The organism is Aestuariicoccus sp. MJ-SS9 (assembly GCF_032586235.1).
In the GTDB taxonomy this organism is placed as follows: Bacteria; Pseudomonadota; Alphaproteobacteria; order Rhodobacterales; family Rhodobacteraceae; genus Aestuariicoccus.
On sequence record NZ_JAWHTD010000026.1, the window covers coordinates 23,681 to 41,980 of the forward strand.

General features: G+C 68.5%; 17 protein-coding genes. 9 read left to right on the plus strand and 8 right to left on the minus strand.

Annotation, left to right across the window (positions count from 1 at the left end; translation table 11 throughout):
* Positions 1-16: 16 nt before the first annotated feature.
* Entirely contained in the window at positions 17-1,213 is a 1,197-nt protein-coding gene (locus tag RXV88_RS15760; protein WP_316294452.1) for an aminotransferase class I/II-fold pyridoxal phosphate-dependent enzyme, read from the minus strand.
* A gap of 203 nt (positions 1,214-1,416) precedes the next feature.
* Complete coding sequence (locus RXV88_RS15765) at positions 1,417-2,748, minus strand: amidase (protein ID WP_316294453.1); 1,332 nt, start codon at positions 2,746-2,748, stop codon at positions 1,417-1,419.
* Positions 2,749-2,797: 49 nt separating this feature from the next.
* Here RXV88_RS15765 and RXV88_RS15770 point away from each other — a divergent pair, with 49 nt between their 5' ends.
* Entirely contained in the window at positions 2,798-4,051 is a 1,254-nt protein-coding gene (locus RXV88_RS15770; protein ID WP_316294454.1) for an FAD-dependent monooxygenase, read from the plus strand.
* A 57-nt stretch (positions 4,052-4,108) separates the two neighbouring features.
* Positions 4,109-4,873, plus strand: coding sequence for an SDR family oxidoreductase (locus RXV88_RS15775; RefSeq protein WP_316294455.1), 765 nt, complete (start codon positions 4,109-4,111; stop codon positions 4,871-4,873).
* Positions 4,874-5,204: 331 nt separating this feature from the next.
* Here the strand turns inward: RXV88_RS15775 and RXV88_RS15780 are convergent, their stop codons facing one another.
* Positions 5,205-6,734 (minus strand): DUF2125 domain-containing protein, encoded by a 1,530-nt coding sequence (locus RXV88_RS15780; RefSeq protein ID WP_316294456.1) that lies wholly within the window; start codon positions 6,732-6,734, stop codon positions 5,205-5,207.
* Positions 6,735-6,857: 123 nt separating this feature from the next.
* Here RXV88_RS15780 and RXV88_RS15785 point away from each other — a divergent pair, with 123 nt between their 5' ends.
* Positions 6,858-7,607, plus strand: a complete 750-nt coding sequence (locus tag RXV88_RS15785) for an SDR family oxidoreductase (protein ID WP_316294457.1) — start codon at positions 6,858-6,860, stop codon at positions 7,605-7,607.
* Positions 7,604-8,230, plus strand: a complete 627-nt coding sequence (locus tag RXV88_RS15790; protein ID WP_316294458.1) for an enoyl-CoA hydratase/isomerase family protein — start codon at positions 7,604-7,606, stop codon at positions 8,228-8,230. Before RXV88_RS15785 ends, RXV88_RS15790 begins: the two co-directional genes overlap by 4 nt.
* A gap of 41 nt (positions 8,231-8,271) precedes the next feature.
* On the opposite strand, the gene RXV88_RS15795 is transcribed toward RXV88_RS15790, so the two are convergent.
* The 5 genes from RXV88_RS15795 to RXV88_RS15815 form a co-directional block, all read right to left on the minus strand.
* Positions 8,272-8,787 carry a GNAT family N-acetyltransferase gene (locus RXV88_RS15795; RefSeq protein ID WP_316294459.1) on the minus strand — a complete coding sequence of 172 codons (516 nt, stop codon included), beginning with the start codon at positions 8,785-8,787 and terminating at the stop codon, positions 8,272-8,274.
* Positions 8,784-9,788 carry a choline ABC transporter ATP-binding protein gene (gene choV / locus RXV88_RS15800; RefSeq protein WP_316294460.1) on the minus strand — a complete coding sequence of 335 codons (1,005 nt, stop codon included), beginning with the start codon at positions 9,786-9,788 and terminating at the stop codon, positions 8,784-8,786. The genes RXV88_RS15795 and choV overlap by 4 nt, the downstream gene beginning before the upstream one ends.
* Positions 9,785-10,618 (minus strand): choline ABC transporter permease subunit, encoded by an 834-nt coding sequence (gene choW, locus RXV88_RS15805; protein ID WP_316294461.1) that lies wholly within the window; start codon positions 10,616-10,618, stop codon positions 9,785-9,787. Before choW ends, choV begins: the two co-directional genes overlap by 4 nt.
* 166 nt (positions 10,619-10,784) lie before the next feature.
* On the minus strand, positions 10,785-11,714 hold the full coding sequence (gene choX, locus RXV88_RS15810) for a choline ABC transporter substrate-binding protein (RefSeq protein WP_316294462.1): 930 nt from the start codon (positions 11,712-11,714) through the stop codon (positions 10,785-10,787).
* A 73-nt stretch (positions 11,715-11,787) separates the two neighbouring features.
* A complete protein-coding gene (locus tag RXV88_RS15815) occupies positions 11,788-12,792 on the minus strand; it encodes an asparaginase (RefSeq protein WP_316294463.1) in 1,005 nt (334 codons plus the stop codon).
* A gap of 168 nt (positions 12,793-12,960) precedes the next feature.
* On the opposite strand from RXV88_RS15815, the gene RXV88_RS15820 reads away from it, so the two are divergent.
* The 5 genes from RXV88_RS15820 (at position 12,961) to cueR (ending at position 18,297) form a co-directional block, all read left to right on the plus strand.
* The gene (locus RXV88_RS15820; protein ID WP_316294464.1) at positions 12,961-13,494 is read left to right on the plus strand and encodes an invasion associated locus B family protein; all 534 of its coding nucleotides are present in this window, start codon (positions 12,961-12,963) and stop codon (positions 13,492-13,494) included.
* Between the two features lie 148 nt (positions 13,495-13,642).
* Complete coding sequence (gene rlmN, locus RXV88_RS15825) at positions 13,643-14,827, plus strand: 23S rRNA (adenine(2503)-C(2))-methyltransferase RlmN (protein ID WP_316294465.1); 1,185 nt, start codon at positions 13,643-13,645, stop codon at positions 14,825-14,827.
* Positions 14,828-14,936: 109 nt separating this feature from the next.
* Complete coding sequence (locus tag RXV88_RS15830) at positions 14,937-15,377, plus strand: hypothetical protein (RefSeq protein ID WP_316294466.1); 441 nt, start codon at positions 14,937-14,939, stop codon at positions 15,375-15,377.
* 59 nt (positions 15,378-15,436) lie between these two features.
* Positions 15,437-17,911 (plus strand): heavy metal translocating P-type ATPase, encoded by a 2,475-nt coding sequence (locus RXV88_RS15835; protein WP_316294467.1) that lies wholly within the window; start codon positions 15,437-15,439, stop codon positions 17,909-17,911.
* Positions 17,908-18,297: a Cu(I)-responsive transcriptional regulator gene (cueR, locus tag RXV88_RS15840; RefSeq protein ID WP_316294468.1), complete on the plus strand. Its 390-nt coding sequence runs from the start codon at positions 17,908-17,910 to the stop codon at positions 18,295-18,297. The genes RXV88_RS15835 and cueR overlap by 4 nt, the downstream gene beginning before the upstream one ends.
* Positions 18,298-18,300 lie beyond the last annotated feature (3 nt).

The following is an 18,300-nucleotide window of genomic DNA, read 5'->3' on the forward strand; positions in this document are numbered from 1 at the left end:
TACTCGCCTCGTCTTTTTATTCTTGTCCGTAGAGACAATCCCGGATGCGGATCAGTCCCTTTTCGGTCTCGTCTTTCGGGGCCACCATGGCGACCCTTATGAAGGGTTTGCCCGGATTGCCCATGCCAGTGTCTGTCCCCGTGTCGCGCGACAGATAGGCCCCCGGCAGCACGCGCACGCCGGTCTCTTGCCAGAGCTTCAGCGCCGCCGCCTCGCCATCCTCGACAGGCAGCCACAGGAAGAACCCCGCCTGCGGCGGCATGTAGCCCGGCACGTTGCCGAAGATGCGGTCGGCCATGGCGTATTTCTCGGCGTAAAGCGCACGGTTCTCGATGACGTGGTCCTCATCCGCCCAGACCGCCTCGGCCACCTTCTGCAGCGGCAGCGGCAGCGGCGCGCCGGAATAGGCGCGCAGCTGCTTGATCCGCTTGATGCTTTCCGGCCCGCCGGCGACGAAACCCGACCGCAGCCCCGGCAGGTTCGACCGCTTGGACAGCGAATGAAAGATCACCACGCGCTCGGGATGCGCGCCCATCCGCCGCGCCACCTGCAGCGCGCCGGGGGGCGGGGCGTCGCGGTAGATCTCGGAATAGCATTCGTCGGCAAGGATCTGGAAATCGTGCCGCTCGGCCAGTGCGATCAGGGTCTCCCAATAGGCCTCGCTTGCGATGGCGCCCTGCGGGTTGGCGGGCGAACAGATATAGACCAGCGCAGTGCGGTCCAGCACCTCTTCGGGCAGGGCGCCGTAATCCGGCAGATGATCGGTTGCAGCGGTGGCGGGCACCATGATCGGCTCGGCCCCGACCGAAATCGCGGCCACCATGTAGACCTGGTAGAAGGGGTTGGGCGTCAGCACGGCCGGGGTCTGGCCATGCTTGACCTCGGGGCAGAGCGCCATGGCCGCGTTGTAAAGCCCCTCGCGCGTGCCGTTGAGCGGCATGATCTGGCTGTCCGCATCGACGTTCACGCCATAACGCCGGGCGATCCAGGCGGCGATGGCCGCGCGCAGCTCGGGCGTGCCGTCGTTGGGCGGGTAGCGGTTGAAGCCGTCGACGTTGCTGGCGAGAATCGCGGCGATCCAGGGCGGAAAGGCGTGTTTGGGCTCGCCGATGGTCATGTGAATGACCTCGCCGCCCGGCGCGTGCACGTCCAGCAGCGCGCGCAGGCGCGGGAATGCATAGGCCGGTAGGTTCGAGAACCGCTCGGGAAACATGAATGACTGCCTCTGGATGCGGGATCATTGGCGCCCCGCGTTGCGTGCAGGATACGGAATGGCGCTGCCCGCGTCCAGAAAAAGCCTGCGCCGTCAGGGGGCTGTGGCGCGAAAGCCGCAGGTGGGGCCCGGGCGGCAGCTCCTCCGCCCTGCGGGCGTCCTCGCGAGGAAGACCCGCAAGGGACTGACGAGCGCCCCGCCCCTCAGCCCAGCGCCGCCTCGGCGACCGCGGCGACCTGCAAAAGCGCCTCTTCCCCCATCGCCCGGCCCATCAGCATGACCCCGCAGCTGGGCGTGCCGGAGGGCAGGGTGATCGCGCTCAGCCCCATCAGGTTGCCCACCCTTGTGTTGCGCAGGGTCAGCAGGTTCTCGGTCACGTAATACTCCCCCTGCTCCATCAGCTTGTCGAGCTTCGGCGGCAGGTTCGGCGCGGTCGGGCAGAGCACCGCGTCATACTCTGCCATGCGCGCCGCCCAGAGCTTGCGCGCCGCCTCCAGCCGCTGCCACCCAGCCACGTAATCGGCGCCCGAAAACGCCTTGCCGCCTTCGAACCGTTCGCGGATCGGCGCGAACATCAGTTCGGGCTGCGCGGTGATCTCGTCGCGCCAGGTGCCCCAAGCCTCGGTCGTGTAGAGCAGGCCGGCGTCGGCCATCGGCCCTTCGATCTCCGGCGCGTCGATCCAGTCGATCGCCGCGCCCGCCCGCTCCAGCCGCTCCAGCGCGCCGGCATAGGCCGCGCGCGGAGCGTCGCGCAGATCGTCCATGACGATGGTGCGCAGCGCCGCCAGGCGGCGGCCGCGCAACGGCAGCGCGCCCTCCAGATCCACCGCCCCGGTGCCTTCCAGCGCCGCCAGCATCAGCGCCGCGTCCTCCACGGTCCGGCACAACGGCCCCACCGTGTCGAACCGCGCCGCCAGCGGCACCACCCCGTCGAGCGGGATCCGCCCCGACGTGGTCTTGAGCCCAACGAGGTCGTTCCAGGCCGCCGGGATCCGCACCGATCCGCCTGTGTCCGACCCCACCGCTGCCGCCGCCAGCCCAAAGGCCACCGACGCCGCCGCCCCCGAGGACGACCCGCCCGCCACCGCCTCGGCGTCGTTGACGCAGGGCGGCGTCGCTGTGACCGGGTTCAGCCCCAACCCCGAGAACGCCAGTTCCGACATATGGGTCTTGCCCAGGCACACCAGCCCCATCCGCGTCGCCGTTTCCAGCACCGGCGCGTCGGCCTCGGGCACCCGGCCCTTGAGCAAGGCCGATCCCGCCTCGGTCGCCACCCCGGCCGTGTCGAAGAGATCCTTCCAGCTGACAGGCACCCCGTCCAGCGGCGACAGCCGTTCGCCCTTCCACGCGCGTTCCGATGCGGCCGCGGCCTCGGCCAGGGCGCGCTCGGGCGTCAGGCGGGCGTAGATGCGGTCGCGCAGAGGATACGCCTCGATCTTGTCGAGATAGGCCTGCGTCACCTCGCGCGGGTCGGCCTCGCCCCGGTCATAGGCGCGTCCCAGGTCGGCGGCGGTTGTCGTGGTCCAGTCGGTCATGCGGCCCTCCGTTGCGGTCGGTGCCGCGACGGTAGCGGCACGCGGGCGCATGGACAATCCCGCCCGGGCGGCCATATTGCGCCCCATGACGCATGACACCGATATCGCGATCGTCGGCGGCGGCCTCAACGGCGCCGCCCTGGCGCTTGCCCTGGCGCAATCCGGGCTGACGGTCACCATGATCGACGCCCTGCCGCTGGACACCCGCAAGGACCCCGGCTTTGACGGGCGCTCCTACGCGATGGCGCTGGCCTCGGTGCGGATGATGGCGGCGCTGGGGCTTTGGGAGCGGCTGCGCGACGACGCCCAGCCGATGCACGAGATCAAGGTGACGGATGGCCGTGTCGGCGACGGCGCGGCCTTTCTCGGCCTGCATTTCGACAGCGCCGAGATCGAGGAAGGCCCGATGGGCCACATGGTCGAGGACCGCCACCTGCGCGCCGCCCTGCTCGACGCCGTCGCCGCCGAGGACCGGATCGCCCATCTGGCTGGCCAAACCGTGGTGGCCCAGGACACCGGCGCACGCGCCGCCACCCTGCAGCTCGCGGGCGGCGGCACCTTGACCGCGCGGCTGATCGTCGGGGCGGACGGACGGCAGAGCGGCACCGCCGCGCGGGCCGGGATCACCCGCACTGGCTGGAGCTATGACCAGACCGCTTTGGTCTGCGCCATCGCCCATGAAAAGCCGCACCACGGCGTCGCGCATCAGTTCTTCATGCCGCCCGGCCCGCTGGCGATCCTGCCGCTCAAGGGCAACCGCAGCTCGATCGTCTGGAGCGAGCGCAGCGCCCTCGCCCGGCAGATCAACGCCCTGCCCGACGAACGGTATCTCGAGGTGCTGCGCCCGCGCTTCGGCGACTTCCTGGGCGAGATCAGCCTCGCAGGCGCGCGCTTCACCTACCCGCTGGGGCTGACCATCGCCAATGCCTTCGTGGCCGAGCGGCTGGCGCTGGTGGGCGACGCCGCGCACGGGCTGCACCCCATCGCCGGGCAGGGGCTGAACGCCGGTCTGCGCGACGTGGCCGCGCTGGCCCATGTCATAGCCCACGCCACCCGGCGGGGCGAAGATTTCGCCAGCGCCCCGGTGCTGGCGCGCTACCAGTCCTGGCGGCGCTTCGACACCGCCGCGCTGGCCGCCGCGACCGATCTCTTCAACCGGCTCTTCTCGAACGACAACCCGATCCTTCGGCTGGGGCGCGATCTGGGCATGCACCTGGTGCAATCCGCCCCCGGCCTGCGCCGCGGCTTCATCCGCGAGGCGGCGGGGCTGACCGGCGATCTGCCCGACCTGATGCGCGCCTGACATCTTCCCTCCGCCCGCGCGCCGTGCCAGACAGGGCACGACCAGGGGGAGGACCGCATGACCAGTCAAACAGCCACCAAGACGGCCATCGTCACCGGCGCCGCGCGCGGCATCGGGCTCGCCACGACCGATCTGTTCCGCGCCGCAGGCTGGCAGGTCGCGATGATCGACCGCGATACAGAGGAACTGACCCGCGCCGCCGGGTCGCGCGACAACGTGCTGGCGGTGGATTGCGACGTCTCCAACCCGCAGGCCGTCAACTCCATGGTGCGCGAGGTCGAGGGGTGGGCCGGGCGGCTCGATGCGCTGGTCAACAACGCGGGCGTGGCCGATTTCGGCCCCATAGCAGACCATGACTTCGCCATGTGGCGCCGGGTGATGGAGACCAACCTCGACGGGGTGTTCCTCTGCTCGCAGGCCTGCGCCCCGCTCTTGCAGGCCAGCAAGGGGGCCATCGTCAACATCGGCTCGATCAGCGGGCTGCGCGCCTCGACCCTGCGGGTGGCCTATGGCACCTCGAAGGCGGCGGTGATCCAGCTGACCCGGCAGCAGGCGGCCGAACTGGGCGAACACGGCATCCGCGCCAATTGCGTCTGCCCCGGCCCGGTGCGTACCAAGCTGGCCATGGCCGTGCACACGCAAGAGATCATCGACGCCTATCACGACGCCATCCCGCTGAACCGCTACGGCTCGGAACAGGAGATCGCCGAGGTGATCGTCTTCCTGTGCTCCGACAAGGCGTCCTACGTGACCGGCCAGATCATCGCCGCCGACGGCGGCTTTGAATCGACCGGCGTCGGCCTGCCCGCTTTGCGGGGGTAGGGGCGCGAGGAGACGATCCTTCACCGCCCCAAAGTCGCGGAATCAAGGCCAAAGGCCGCCTGCTGTCAGCGCCTGCCCGTCCCGGCGGGCTGGCGCTTTGCCGGGTGAACGCGCACCGATCATTCGTAGCAATGACTGGGCAGAGATAAAGCGCACAGAACCCGGGAAGCAGCGCCATCCCACGGGCAGGCGCTGGTCGCGGCTCATCTCCAGGGACCGCGCGCAGCCGTAACGCCCAGTCAATTCACCCTAATAAATCAATAAGTTAAACGTCAGCCTGACTGCCCCAATGTTTCGCGCGCGAAACATTGGGGCAGTCAGGCTGACCTATTTACTGGATGCGCTGTCCGTTGGCCAGGATGTGGCCTTGCTCGTTGATCTCCAGCGTCGATTTCAGCTCGTCAGGGCCATCGCCCGGCACGGCGAACATGCCCATCATCATCCGGGGGCCCATGGCGTCCTCTTCGGCCAACAGACCCATCTGGATCAGCTTGTCGATCAGCGCATTCGCGCCGGACAGGTTCAGATTGACCGCGCCGGTCGGCTTGGGCAGCCCGTCGAACGATTCAAGGTCGCTGTTGTCGAAGGTGAAATCGCCGGTGCCGGTCAGGCTCACCCCGGCCGCCTCGACCGTCAGCCCCTTCAGCGTCAGCGCATTCAGCTCACCCGGCACGCCGCCGGTCTGTTCGAGCTGGGCTAACGCCTCGGTGTCGTAGAGGCTGATGAACGGCGTCACCATGCCCGCAAGGTCGAAGGCCACAGTCGCCGGGTCGCGCGGCAGCACGTTGCCCGGATCGAAGATGTTCCACAGCAGGTCCGACATGGTGAAGCCGCCCAGCGTCACCGCCAACGCGATATCCTCGGGCGTGTCCGAGGCGGCCGTCGGCAGCTCGAGCGTCAGGCCCATTTCCGCCATCGCCACGTCCACCGGCAGCGGGATCTCGCCGCCGCTCAGGCTGACGCTCAGCCCGGTTCCGCCGATGGAATAGCGCAGGCTGTCGGCGGTGACGTCGACCGCCAGCGACCCGCTCTGCGACGAGGTCTGGCCCTGGGTCACCTCGCCGCCGTCGGTCGCCGAGAACTGCATCTGCCCGCCCTGATGCGTGAACGTGCCCGATCCCTCGACGCCCATGGCCATCATGTCGGCCAGCATCTCGGGCGTGACAATCTGCGGCATCTTGCCGGTGCCCGCGATGGCCAGCCCGGTCATCTGACCCGTGAAGGTCCCCGAATCGCCGCTGTCTGGGTCGTTGAAGGCCATGTCGTAGGTGACCGCGCCCACGGTCACGCTCTGGTCGATCTCGCGCATGCCGCCGCTCAGCGTGACGGCAGAACGGCCTTCGACCGGGCCCGAGCTGAGGGCGAACCGCGCCACCTCTGCGGGGATGGGAACGCCGTCGACCGTCAGGCCCGACAACACAAGCCCGAGGCTGTCGGCGGTATAGCTATAGACCATCGCCCCGGGATCGCCCGACACGACCATGTCCAGCCCCTCCTGGGTGTAGTCCATCACCACGTCGACCGGGTCTTCGCCGTCTGGCGTCACATTGACCGCAATGGGCATTGAGGCCGGGAAGGTGACCCGCACCGTGCCGTCGCCCGCGTCGCTCAGCAGGACCTCGGACATGGAAAAGCTGACCTCGCCCTCGTCTTCGGGCAGCGTCATCGAGATCACCGCGTCGGTGACCTGCAGATCGGATCCTTCGGCGGTTTCGGTCGCCATCACCGAATAGCCGAAGCCCTGGACATAGGCGGTGATATCGCCCCAGACATCCGCCGGCGTTACCTCGGCGGCGACGGTGTTGGCCATCAGGCCGAGCGCAAGGGCGGTGGAGCTGAAACAGGCAAATTGTCTGGTCATAATCGTTCCTTCCCGAATGAAATTCCTGAAACCAGCTTCGACCCTCCGGCGCAGAGGGTCAAGGGGCTGGACCGCCTGCCGCCGGGTCATTACCAAATGGACCGACATCAATGGGAGGTTGCAATGAACTTGACCGGGAAATCCGCGCTGATCACCGGCGCGAGCCGCGGAATCGGCGCCGAGGCGGCGCGCGTGTTCGCAGCGGCCGGGGCCAATGTGGCGCTGGTGGCGCGCAGCGGCGATGCAATTGCCGAGCTGGCCGGCGAGATCGGCGAAAAGGCGGCGGCGATCCCCTGCGACATCTCGCGCTACTGGGAGGTCGAGCAGGCGGTGCGCAACTGCCAGACGGCCTTTGGCGGGCTCGACATCCTGATCAACAACGCCGGTGTGATCGAGCCTGTGTCGCATATGGCCAGCGCCGACCCCGAGGCCTGGGGCAATGTCATCGACATCAACCTCAAGGGCGTGTTTCACGGCATGCGCGCGGCGCTGCCGGTGATGCTGGCAGCGGGCGGCGGCACGATCCTGACCATCGGGTCGGGCGCGGCGCATGGCCCGGTCGAGGGCTGGTCGCATTACTGCGCCTCGAAGGCCGGCGCGCTGATGCTGACGCGCATGGCCGACAAGGAAAACCGCGACAAGGGCATCCGCGCCTTGTCGCTGTCGCCCGGCACCGTGGCGACCCAGATGCAGCGCGAGATCAAGGCCTCGGGCATCAACCCGGTCAGCCAGCTGGACTGGTCCGCCCATGTCCCGCCGGACTGGCCGGCGCGGGCTTTGCTGTGGATGTGCGGCTCGGACGCGGATGGGTTCCTGGGCGACGAGGTCTCGCTGCGCGACGAGGACATCCGCCGCAAGGTGGGCCTGATTTGATCCGGGTCGCGGACGACGGCGCGCTGCGGCTGATCACGCTCGACCGGCCCGACAAGGCCAACGCCTTGACGTCCGGGATGCTGGAGGCGCTCTGCGAGGCGGTCGAAGGGGCGGCGGAGGCGCGGGCGCTGGTGCTGACCGGCGCGGGCAAGGTCTTCAGCGCGGGCGCCGATCTGGAGGCCGCGCGCGCGGGGCTGGCGACCTCGCCGCTCTGGGAGCGGCTGTCGGGCGCGGTGGCGGGCTTTGAGGGCCTCAGCATCGCGGCGCTGAACGGTACGGTCGCGGGCGGTGCCATGGGGATGGTGCTGGCCTGCGACCTGCGCATCGCCCCGGCCTCGGCCAAAATGTTCTATCCGGTGATGAAGCTGGGCTTCCTGCCGCAGCCCTCGGACCCGGCGCGGCTGGCGGCGCTGGCGGGCCCGGCGCGGGCCAAGATGATCCTGATGGGCGGGGTCAAGGTGGGCGCCGAAGAGGCCATGCGCTCGGGCCTGATCGACCGGCTGGCCGAAGGCGATGTTCTGGCCGAGGCCCGCGCCTTGGCCGCCGACACGCTGGCCGCCACACCCGAGCATGCCCGCGCCATCAAGGCGCTGATCCCGGCCCTGCCCGGCGCGGTGCGCTGAAGCGCACCCTACGGCGTCGTGCGGAGCTGTGTGCCGAAGGCTCAGAGGTCCATCTGGAAGAAGATCAGATGGTCCTTGGCCAGGTCCGGCACCGGTTGGTAGGGCCCGCGCAGGCGAAAACCCATGGAAAGGTAGAGCGCGGTCGCGGTTGTCAGTGGCTTGCCGGTGTCCATGAGAATGCGGCGAAAGCCCATGTCGCGGCATTGCGCGATCAGCGCCTGCATCAGTGCGCGGCCCGCGCCCCGGCCGCGGGCCGCGTCGCGCACGTAGACCCGCTTGATCTCGGCCGTGCCGGGTTCGAGCCTGTGCAGCATTCCGCAGCCCACAGCCGCGCCGTCAAGCCGGGCGAGCTTGACGCTGCCCGACGGCGGGGCGTGGTCTGTTTCGAGCCGCGCCATGACCTTTGCATAGCCGTCGCGGGGGTAGAAATGCCGGACGATCGCCGCGTCCTTCGGGCCGAGCTCCAAAAGGAAGTCGCGATAGTCCCAGCACAGGTCGCGGACCGCGTCGAAATCCTCAGGCGTTCGCGCCTCGCGGATGTCGAGCCCGGCGGTCATTCCGCCAGGCGACGCACCACGCTGTCGGCGGTCACCCGGCCCAGCGCAGCGCCGTGTTCGACCACTGTCAGCGCGCCGTCCTTGAGCTGTGGCATCAGATCGCGGATCGGGGTTTCGGCCTCGACCTCGGCGCCGCCGGTGCCGGGCTCCATCACGTCGCGGGCAGTCAGCACGCCCAGCGGGTTCATGTTCGCGACGAAATCCGCAACATAGTCCGACGCGGGGTTCGAGAAGATCTCGCGCGGGGTGCCGCATTGCACGATGCGCCCGCCCTCCATGATGGCGATGCGTCCGCCGAGTTTGAACGCCTCGTCGAGATCGTGGCTGACGAAGATGATCGTGCGCTTGAGGTCGCGCTGGTGCTGCAAGAGCTCGTCCTGCAGCCGGGTGCGGATCAGCGGGTCGAGCGCCGAGAAGGGTTCGTCCATCAGGAGGATCGGCGCGTCGGTGGCGAAGGCGCGCGCCAGGCCGACGCGCTGCTGCATGCCGCCCGAAAGCTCGCCGACCTTGCGTTCGGCCCAGTCCGACAGGCCCACCAGCGCCAGCTGACGGTCGACCTGATCGCGGCGTTCGTCGGCGGTCTGGCCCGCCAGCTCCAACCCCAGCCCGGTGTTTTCGCGCACTGTGCGCCAGGGCAGCAGGCCGAATTGCTGGAACACCATGGCGACGCGGGTCTGGCGGATGCGGCGCAGCTCACGCGCGCCGCAGGCGGTGACGTTGACCATGCGCCCGCCGTCGTTGACGCCGACATGGCCGCGCACCACCGGGTTCAGCCCGTTGACCGCCCGCAAAAGCGTGGATTTGCCCGAGCCCGAGAGGCCCATGAGCACCACGATCTCGCCTTCGTCCACGGTGAGCGAGCAATCGTGCACCCCAAGGACCTGGCCGGTGGCGGACTGGATCTCGGCCCGGGTCTGGCCCTTGTCGGCCAGAGGCAGCGCCGCTTCGGGGTGATCGCCGAAAAGGATCGTGACGTTGTTGAACTCTACCGCGGCCGTCATTTGTCGCCCACCCGCAGCATGCGGTCCAGCATGATCGCCACGATGACGATCACGAAGCCCGATTCGAACCCGAGGCCGGTGTCGACCCGGTTGAGCGCGCGCACCACCGGCACGCCCAGCCCGTCGGCACCCACCAGCGCCGCGATCACCACCATCGACAGCGACAGCATGATGGTCTGGTTCAGCCCCGCCATGATCTGCGGCAAGGCGTAGGGCAGTTCGATCTTCCACAGCGTCTGGCTGGGTTTCGCGCCGAAGGCCTCGGCGGCCTCAAGCAGCGCGGTGGGGGTGTTGGAAATGCCCAGATGGGTCAGCCGGATCGGCGCGGGGACGACGAAGATCACGGTGGCGATCAGCCCCGGCACCATGCCGATGCCGAAAAAGACGATGGCCGGGATGAGGTAGACGAAGGTGGGCAGGGTCTGCATCAGGTCGAGCACCGGGCGCATGGCGCGGTAGAGCCGGGGCCGGTGCGCGGCGGCGATGCCGATGGGCACGCCGACGCCCATGCAGACCACGCAGGCCGACAGGACCAGGGTGAGGCTTTCGGTGGTTTCCTCCCAGTAGCCCTGGTTGAGGATGAAGAGAAAGCCCAGCGCCACGAAGAGCGGGATCTTCCAGCCGCGCTGCAGGGCCCAGGTGAGGGCGGTAAACACGGCCACTACGATCAGCGGATGCGGCGATTGCAGCACCCAGAGGATGCCGTCGATTAGGGTCTCCATCGCGATGGCGAGCCCGTCGAAGAACCAGGCGCCGTTGGACTGGAGCCAGTCGAAGACGGCCTCGGCCCCGTCGCCGATGGGGATCTTGTGATCGGTGAGCCAGTTCATGCGGCGTCTCTCCGGGTTCGGGCCGTCCACTTCGGGTGGGGGGCGTGGAGGCCCCGGGGCAAGCCCGGGGCTCTGTCGCGCCGGTGCCTTCGATTTCGCAAAGGCACCGGCCGTTTCGCGCAACACGGCCCCGGGCCTGGCCCGGAACCGCGGATCGGCGCGCGGTTTACATCTTGAGCGCGTCCATCACCGCAGCCACGGCATCGCCGCCGTCCTTGGTGGTCACACCGTCGAGCCAGCCGGTCACCATGTCGGTATTGGCCGCGAGCCAGGCCTTGGCGGCATCCGCCGGGTCCTCGCCGTCATCGAGGATCGCGCCCATGATCTCGTTTTCCATCGCAAGGCTGAATTCGAGATTGGTCAGCAGCTTGCCGACATTGGGGCAGGCATCGACGAACCCGGCCGACGTGTTGGTGTAGACCGTCGCGCCGCCCAGGTCGGGGCCGAAGTAATCGTCGCCGCCGGTCAGGTAGGTCAGGTCGTAATTGGCGTTCATCGGGTGCGGTTCCCACGCGAGGAACACCACCGGCTCGTCGCGGCTGACCGCGCGGCCGACCTGCGCCAGCATCCCCTGTTCAGAGCTTTCCTTGACCTCGAAGCCCTCGAGCCCGAAGGCGTTGGCCGCGATCATATCCATGATCAGGCGGTTGCCGTCGTTGCCCGGCTCGATGCCGTAGATCGTCTCTTCGAGCGCATCGGCGGCGCCGGCGATGTCGGCGAAATCCGCGATTCCCATGGCGGCGCCGGCGGCGTTGGTGGCCAGCGTGTACTTAGCCCCCTGCAGGTTGGCGCGAACGGTGTCGACGGTACCGGCCTCGCGGTAGGGGGCGATGTCGGCCTCCATCGTGGGCATCCAGTTGCCCAGGAAGATGTCGATGTCGCCCTCGGCCATCGAGGTATAGGTCACCGGCACCGACAGCACCTTGATGTCGGTCTCGTAGCCCAGCGCCTCGAGCACGGCGGTCGTCGCGGCGGTGGTGGCGGTGATGTCGGTCCAGCCCACGTCCGAAAAGGTGATGGTGTCGCAATCGGCGAAGGCGGCGGTTGCGGCGAGGGTCAGCGATGCGGCGCTGGCGGCCGTCAGCTTGAGTGTCATTTTATGTTTTCTCCCTGAAGTGACTGCGCCGATCATCGCGCATCGGGGACGTTTTGCAACACGCAAGCCGGGGTCAATTGCCGAGAAGCGCGGGCGTGGGGCGGATTTCGCCGCAGACGATCCCGCGCCGGTTGCGCAAGGGCGGGTTCAGAAAGCGCTGCACGTCTGGGTGGGCGGGGTCGAGCACCCCGAGCCGCACGAGGATCGCGGCGATGGCGCATTCCGAGGCGCGAGTCGCGCCATCGGCGATCTTGAGCGCGACGCCCAGCCCGCGATCGGGCAGGATGGCGGTGAAAAAGCCCTCGGCCCCGGTCTTGAGCGCCAAGGGCTCGCGCGCGGCGCGCATCAGGAGCGTGCAGGCGCGGCCCTCGCCCGCCACGTATTCGGGATGGGCGATCATCGCCCCGGTCAGCTGGGTGGCCGCCTCGACCAGAGCGCCGCCCTGCCCCCCGGCGGCGGCGAAGAAGGCCATGGCGCGGGCCGTGCCCTGCATCGTGGTGGCGAAATTCGGCGCCGAACAGCCGTCGATGCCGAAGCCCTGAGTGGGCGCGCCGGTGACCTCTTCGGTTACCTCGCGCACGGCTTGCTGCACCGGGTGGTCGGGGTCGATATATTCCGGCCCCGCGCCGAGATGGCGCGCCAGCGTCAGAAAGCCGGTATGCTTGCCCGAGCAGTTGTTATGCACCTGGCAGGGCGGCTCATAGGCGCGGATCATCGCCATTTTGAGCGCCTTGTCGCGGCTGGGCTGGGGGCCGCAGCGCAGGTCGTCCTCGCCCAGCCCCAGATCGGCCAGCCAGGCGTTGACCGCATCCACATGCAGCGGCGCGCCCTCGTGCGAGGCGCAGGCCAGCGCCAGCTGCGTACCGCCCAGCCCGTGCGCCCGCGCAGCACCCGAGGCGATCAGCGGCAACGCCTGGATCATCTTGACCGAAGAGCGCGGCAGCACCACCGCGCCCGGGTCGCCCCAGGCCTCGACGATGGCGCCAGTGGCGTCGCAGATCACCGCGTGGCCGGAATGCAGGCTTTCGGCCAGCGGGCCGCGCCGGATTTCAACCATGGGAATTGCCGGGGTGGACATGGGGGCCTCACATCTGAGCGATAATCTGCCAACAGGGCTTTCAAGCGCCCGGTATTTCAGGCTAATAAAATAACGTCGAGCGAAAAAGGGCTTGCGTCAGGGGATAAGCCGGAACAGGCAGGGACGCAGGGTTGTTGTATTGAGGCTGTGGAAGCTGGAGGCAGCGGGATGAAATCACTTTTCGGGCGGGTGCTGGCAAGCGCCGCGATCGCGCTGGCGGGGACGAGCGTCCTTGCGCAGGAAGAAAGCACCAATCGCGTGGACGCGATGACCGATTGGTCCGTGTTCGAGGGCGACAATCCGCGCGAATGCTGGGCGGTCACGACCTACAAGGAAAGCGTCAACACCAAGGACGGCCGCGTGGTCGCTGTGACGCGGGGTGAGATCCTGCTGATGGTGTTCTATCGTCCCGGGGCGGACGTGCAGGGACAGGTGGCCTTTACCGGCGGCTATCCCTTCGCCAGCGGCTCGACCGTGAACGTCGACATCGGCGGCAACGAGTTCGAGCTTTTCACCGAGGGCGAATGGGCCTGGCCGGCGACGCCGCAGGACGATTCCAAGCTGATCACCGCGATGAAGCGCGGGGCGGATGCGGTGCTGACCGCGCGCTCGAGCCGGGGCACGCAGACCAAGGACACGTTCTCGCTTCTGGGGTTCACGGCTGCGGTCGAGGATGCCGAGCGGCGGTGTTCGGGCGGATAACGAGTGGGGGCGCTGCCCCCGCCGCCGTTGGCGGCTCCCCCGGAGTATTTTTGCCAAGAAGAAGACAGGGGCGCGGTTGCGATCGCGCCTTTTGCTTTTTGTCCCGAATCCTATATGAGGCGGGAGTTTCGAGCCGAGGACCGAGCCCATGTCTGCCAAAGCGCCCATCACGCAGGACGTTCTGACGATCCCCCGCAAGCTGCCGGAGGGGCCGGTGAACCTTGTGGGTCTGACGCGGGCGGCGCTGCGCGAGGCGCTGATCGCCGCCGGGACCCCGGAAAAGCAGGCGAAGATGCGGACGGGCCAGATCTGGCAGTGGATCTATCACTGGGGGGTGCGCGATTTCGCCGAGATGACGAACCTGTCGAAGGCCTATCGCGCGCTTTTGGCCGAGCATTTCGTGATCGCCCTGCCCGAGGTCGTGTCGCGGCAGGTGAGCGCGGACGGCACGCGCAAGTACCTGGTGCGGATCGCGGGCGGGCATGAGGTCGAGGTGGTCTATATCCCCGAGACGGATCGCGGCACGCTGTGTATTTCGTCTCAGGTGGGCTGCACGCTGACCTGTTCGTTCTGCCACACCGGCACGCAGAAGCTGGTGCGCAACCTCACCGCTGGAGAGATCGTCGGCCAGATCATGCTGGCGCGCGACGATCTGGGCGAATGGCCCGAACCCGGCACCGGCACCGGAGAGAGCGGGCCGCGGCTGCTGTCCAATATCGTGCTGATGGGCATGGGCGAGCCGCTTTACAATTTCGACAACGTGCGCGACGCGATGAAGATCGCCATGGACGGCGAGGGCATCGCCCTGTCGCGCCGCCGCATCACCCTGTCCACCAGCGGCGTGGTCCCCGAGATCGCCAAGACCGCCGAAGAGATCGGCTGTCTGCTGGCGGTGTCCTTCCACGCCACCACCGACGAGGTGCGCGACAAGCTGGTGCCGATCAACAAGCGCTGGAACATCGAGACGCTGCTGGGCGCGCTGCGTGAATACCCCAAGCTGTCGAATTCCGAGCGGATCACCTTTGAATACGTGATGCTGAAGGATGTGAACGACAGCGACGCCGACGCGCGCCGGCTGGTCAAGCTGATCCAGGGGATCCCGGCCAAGATCAACCTCATTCCGTTCAACGAATGGCCCGGCGCGCCCTACCAGCGCAGCGACTGGAGCCGGATCGAGGCCTTTGCGGATATCGTCTATAAGGCGGGCTATGCCTCGCCCATCCGCACGCCGCGGGGCGAGGATATCATGGCGGCCTGCGGGCAGCTGAAATCCGCCACCGAGCGCGCGCGCAAGTCCCGCGCGCAGATCGCGGCGGAGACCGGCACCTCCTGAATCCCGAAGCTTGAGGCCTGGGCCGGGCCGGGGCTTAGGCGTGCCGATTGACATACCCGATAGTTTCAGTCAGGATTTCGGGCAACCCCTCGGTGCGCCGGAGCCTGACATGAAGCACAGCCCCTTTCCCGATACGCCGACCCGGCCCCTGCGCCCGGTCGAGCGCGCCTTCGTTACCATGGTGCGGCAGTGGCGCGCCGGCGCCGATGGGCAGCAGATCGTGTGGAACGATCTGGCCGTGCGGCTGGGCCCGGCGCGGGCGCTGGAAACCCTGCTGCAGCTGATCGACACCCATGGCTGGCGCGCGCTGGATATTCTGGACCCCGACGCGCCGGCCTTCTCGGCCGACGAGGCGGATCTGGCGCGCCTGGTGATGATGGCGACCGAGCAGGACCGCGAAAGCGCGCTGGCCGAGGCGTGCTTTGTCGTGCGGCCCGCCGTTCTGTTGCAGCTCTTGATCGCGGCGGAGCGGGTCGGGCTGCCGCTGCTATGCGCCGATTGCCGGGCGCGGGTGGCGGGCCAGACGGGATTTTTCGATCGGCCCCCTTGACCTTCCAGTGACTGGAACCCCTATCTGAGCCTCAAACGGCAACAGAAAAGGGGCGACTCATGGCCCAGACACTGACATTCGACGTCACCGGAATGACCTGCGCGGGCTGCGCCGGGCGCGTGGAGCGCGCGCTGGCGGGCGTCCCGGGCGTGACCGGGGCGCATGTGAACATCGCCAACAACAGCGCGCAGGTGAGCGGCGATCCGGACCCCGGCGCGCTGGCCGTGGCGCTGAAGGACGCGGGCTATCCAGCGCGCGAGGAACGGATCGTGCTGACGATCACCGGCATGAGCTGCGCGTCCTGCGTGGGCCGGGTCGAGGCGGCGCTGAAGGCCGCACCGGGCGTGGTGGAGGCCAGCGTCAACCTGGCCTCGGAAACCGCCGAGATCGTCATCCTGGGCGGTGCGACCGAGGCGTCGTCGCTGGCGCAGGTGGTGACCGACGCGGGCTATCCCGCGCATGTGCAGGATGCCGAGACCGACGATGCCGACGCAAGGCGGGACGCCGAAACCAATGCGCTCAAGCGCGATCTTCTGATCGCCGGAGCGCTGACGCTGCCGGTCTTCGTGATGGAGATGGGTGGGCATATCTTCCCGGCGCTGCATCACTGGATCGGGCAAACCATCGGGCATCAGACCTCGTGGCTGATCCAGTTCCTGCTGACGAGCGTGGTTCTGGCGGGGCCGGGGCGGAGGTTCTACCGCATCGGCCTGCCGCTGCTGGCCAAGGGTACGCCCGATATGAATTCGCTGGTGGCGCTGGGCACGCTGGCGGCCTGGGGGTATTCCACGGTGGCGCTGTTCTTGCCCGCTCTGCTGCCCGAGGGCACCCGTGCGGTCTATTTCGAGGCGGCGGCGGTGATCGTGACGCTGATCCTGCTGGGCCGGTTCCTTGAGGCGCGGGCCAAGGGGCGCACCGGCGCGGCGATTCGGCGGCTGATGGGGCTGCGGCCCGACACCGCGCGGGTCGAGCGGGATGGTCAGATCATCGAGGTGCCGGTCGCCGACATCCGGCGCGGCGAGGTTCTGCACCTGCGCCCCGGCGAGCGGATCGCGGTGGACGGGACGGTGCTGACCGGGCGGTCCTATGTCGATGAAAGCATGATCACCGGCGAGCCGATCCCGGTGGAGAAAACCGAAGGGGCCGAGCTGGTCGGCGGTACGGTCAACGGCAATGGCGCGCTGAGCTTTCGCGCGACGGCTGTGGGTGCCGACACGGTGCTGGCGCGGATCATCGCCATGGTACAGCAGGCGCAGGGCGCCAAGCTGCCGATCCAGGCGCTGGCCGACCAGGTGGTGCGCTGGTTCGTGCCGGCGGTCATGGCCATTGCGCTGGTGACGGTGCTGATCTGGCTGACCTTCGGGCCGAACCTGACCTTTGCGCTGGTGGCGGGCGTATCGGTGCTGATCATCGCCTGCCCCTGTGCCATGGGGTTGGCGACGCCCACGTCGATCATGGTCGGCACCGGGCGCGCGGCCGAGATGGGCGTGCTCTTCCGCAAGGGCGACGCGCTGCAGCGGCTTGACGACGTGGCGGTCATGGCCTTCGACAAGACCGGCACGCTGACCGAGGGCAAGCCCGAGATGGTGCGCGCCGAAACCGCCGAGGGTTTTGACGCCGACACTGTGCTGCGGCTGGTCGCCAGCGCCGAGCAGGGATCCGAGCATCCTATCGCGCGGGCGCTGGAGCGCGCCGCCAAGGGGCCGCTGTCGCAGCCCGAGGACATGGAGGCCATCGCCGGCCACGGCCTGCGCGCGCGGGTCGACGGCAAGGACGTGCTGGTCGGCGCCGAGCGGCTGATGACCCGCGAGGGGGTCGAGATCGGTGCGCTGAGCGGTGCTTTGGAAGAAATGGCCCGGCGCGGCCAGACGCCGGTTCTGGCGGCGGTGGACGGCCGCATCGCGGCGGCCTTTGCCGTGGCCGACCGGGTCAAACCGACCAGCCGCGCGGCGGTCGAGGCGCTGCATGCCCAGGGCATCAAGGTCGCCATGATCACCGGCGACACCGAAGCCACGGCGCAGGCCATCGCCCGCGATCTGGGCATCGACCACGTCCGCGCCAGCGTCCTGCCCGAAGGCAAGGTCGACGCGATCAAGGCGCTTAGGCAGGAATTCGGCGCGGTGGCCTTCACCGGCGACGGCATCAACGACGCGCCCGCGCTGGCCGAGGCCGAAGTGGGCCTCGCCATCGGCACCGGCACCGACGTGGCCATCGAATCGGCGGATGTGGTGCTGGTGTCGGGCGACATCGCGGGCGCGGTGAACGCGCTGCACATCAGCCGCGCCACCCTGCGCAACATCCGGCAGAACCTCTTTTGGGCCTTTGCCTACAACGCCGCACTGATCCCGGTGGCGGCGGGGGTGCTCTACCCGGCGATGGGCGTGCTGCTGTCGCCGATGCTGGCGGCAGGCGCGATGGCGCTGTCGTCGGTCTTTGTGGTCAGCAACGCGCTGCGGCTGCACCGAGTGACCCCGGCCATGACCGAGCGCCCCGCAAGGGGCGGCGGGCAGCTGACGAAGGAGGCCGCGGCATGAACATCTCGGAGGTTGGAAAACGCGCGGGCCTGCCCGCCAAGACGATCCGCTATTACGAGGAAATCGGCCTGATCACGCCGCAGCGTGACGCTAACGGCTACCGCGCCTTCCGCGACAGCGACGTGCACAAGCTGGCGTTTCTGGCGCGGGCGCGGGCGCTGGGGTTCCCGATCGAGGATTGCCGGACGCTGCTGGCGCTGTACCAGGACGAAACCCGCGCCAGTAGCGACGTCAAACGCGTCGCCCTGGAGCACCTGACCCAGATCGACGACAAGATCGCCCAGCTGAGGGGGATGCGCGATACGCTCGCGCATCTGGTCGAGGCCTGCCACGGCGACAACCGCCCCGACTGCCCCATCCTCAGCGATCTGGCGGACGAAGGTTAACCC

Excerpts from the sequence above, each read along its gene's own strand:
- rlmN (WP_316294465.1), top strand. The coding sequence starts at position 13,643 with ATGTCTGCCAAAGCGCCCATCACGCAGGACGTTCTGACGATCCCCCGC.
- RXV88_RS15770 (WP_316294454.1), top strand. The coding sequence starts at position 2,798 with ATGGACAATCCCGCCCGGGCGGCCATATTGCGCCCCATGACGCATGAC.
- choV (WP_316294460.1), bottom strand. The coding sequence starts at position 9,788 with ATGACGGCCGCGGTAGAGTTCAACAACGTCACGATCCTTTTCGGCGAT.
- RXV88_RS15795 (WP_316294459.1), bottom strand. The coding sequence starts at position 8,787 with ATGACCGCCGGGCTCGACATCCGCGAGGCGCGAACGCCTGAGGATTTC.
- RXV88_RS15780 (WP_316294456.1), bottom strand. The coding sequence starts at position 6,734 with ATGACCAGACAATTTGCCTGTTTCAGCTCCACCGCCCTTGCGCTCGGC.
- RXV88_RS15760 (WP_316294452.1), bottom strand. The coding sequence starts at position 1,213 with ATGTTTCCCGAGCGGTTCTCGAACCTACCGGCCTATGCATTCCCGCGC.
- RXV88_RS15830 (WP_316294466.1), top strand. The coding sequence starts at position 14,937 with ATGAAGCACAGCCCCTTTCCCGATACGCCGACCCGGCCCCTGCGCCCG.
- cueR (WP_316294468.1), top strand. The coding sequence starts at position 17,908 with ATGAACATCTCGGAGGTTGGAAAACGCGCGGGCCTGCCCGCCAAGACG.
- choX (WP_316294462.1), bottom strand. The coding sequence starts at position 11,714 with ATGACACTCAAGCTGACGGCCGCCAGCGCCGCATCGCTGACCCTCGCC.
- choW (WP_316294461.1), bottom strand. The coding sequence starts at position 10,618 with ATGAACTGGCTCACCGATCACAAGATCCCCATCGGCGACGGGGCCGAG.
- RXV88_RS15820 (WP_316294464.1), top strand. The coding sequence starts at position 12,961 with ATGAAATCACTTTTCGGGCGGGTGCTGGCAAGCGCCGCGATCGCGCTG.
- RXV88_RS15835 (WP_316294467.1), top strand. The coding sequence starts at position 15,437 with ATGGCCCAGACACTGACATTCGACGTCACCGGAATGACCTGCGCGGGC.
- RXV88_RS15775 (WP_316294455.1), top strand. The coding sequence starts at position 4,109 with ATGACCAGTCAAACAGCCACCAAGACGGCCATCGTCACCGGCGCCGCG.
- RXV88_RS15815 (WP_316294463.1), bottom strand. The coding sequence starts at position 12,792 with ATGTCCACCCCGGCAATTCCCATGGTTGAAATCCGGCGCGGCCCGCTG.
- RXV88_RS15785 (WP_316294457.1), top strand. The coding sequence starts at position 6,858 with ATGAACTTGACCGGGAAATCCGCGCTGATCACCGGCGCGAGCCGCGGA.
- RXV88_RS15765 (WP_316294453.1), bottom strand. The coding sequence starts at position 2,748 with ATGACCGACTGGACCACGACAACCGCCGCCGACCTGGGACGCGCCTAT.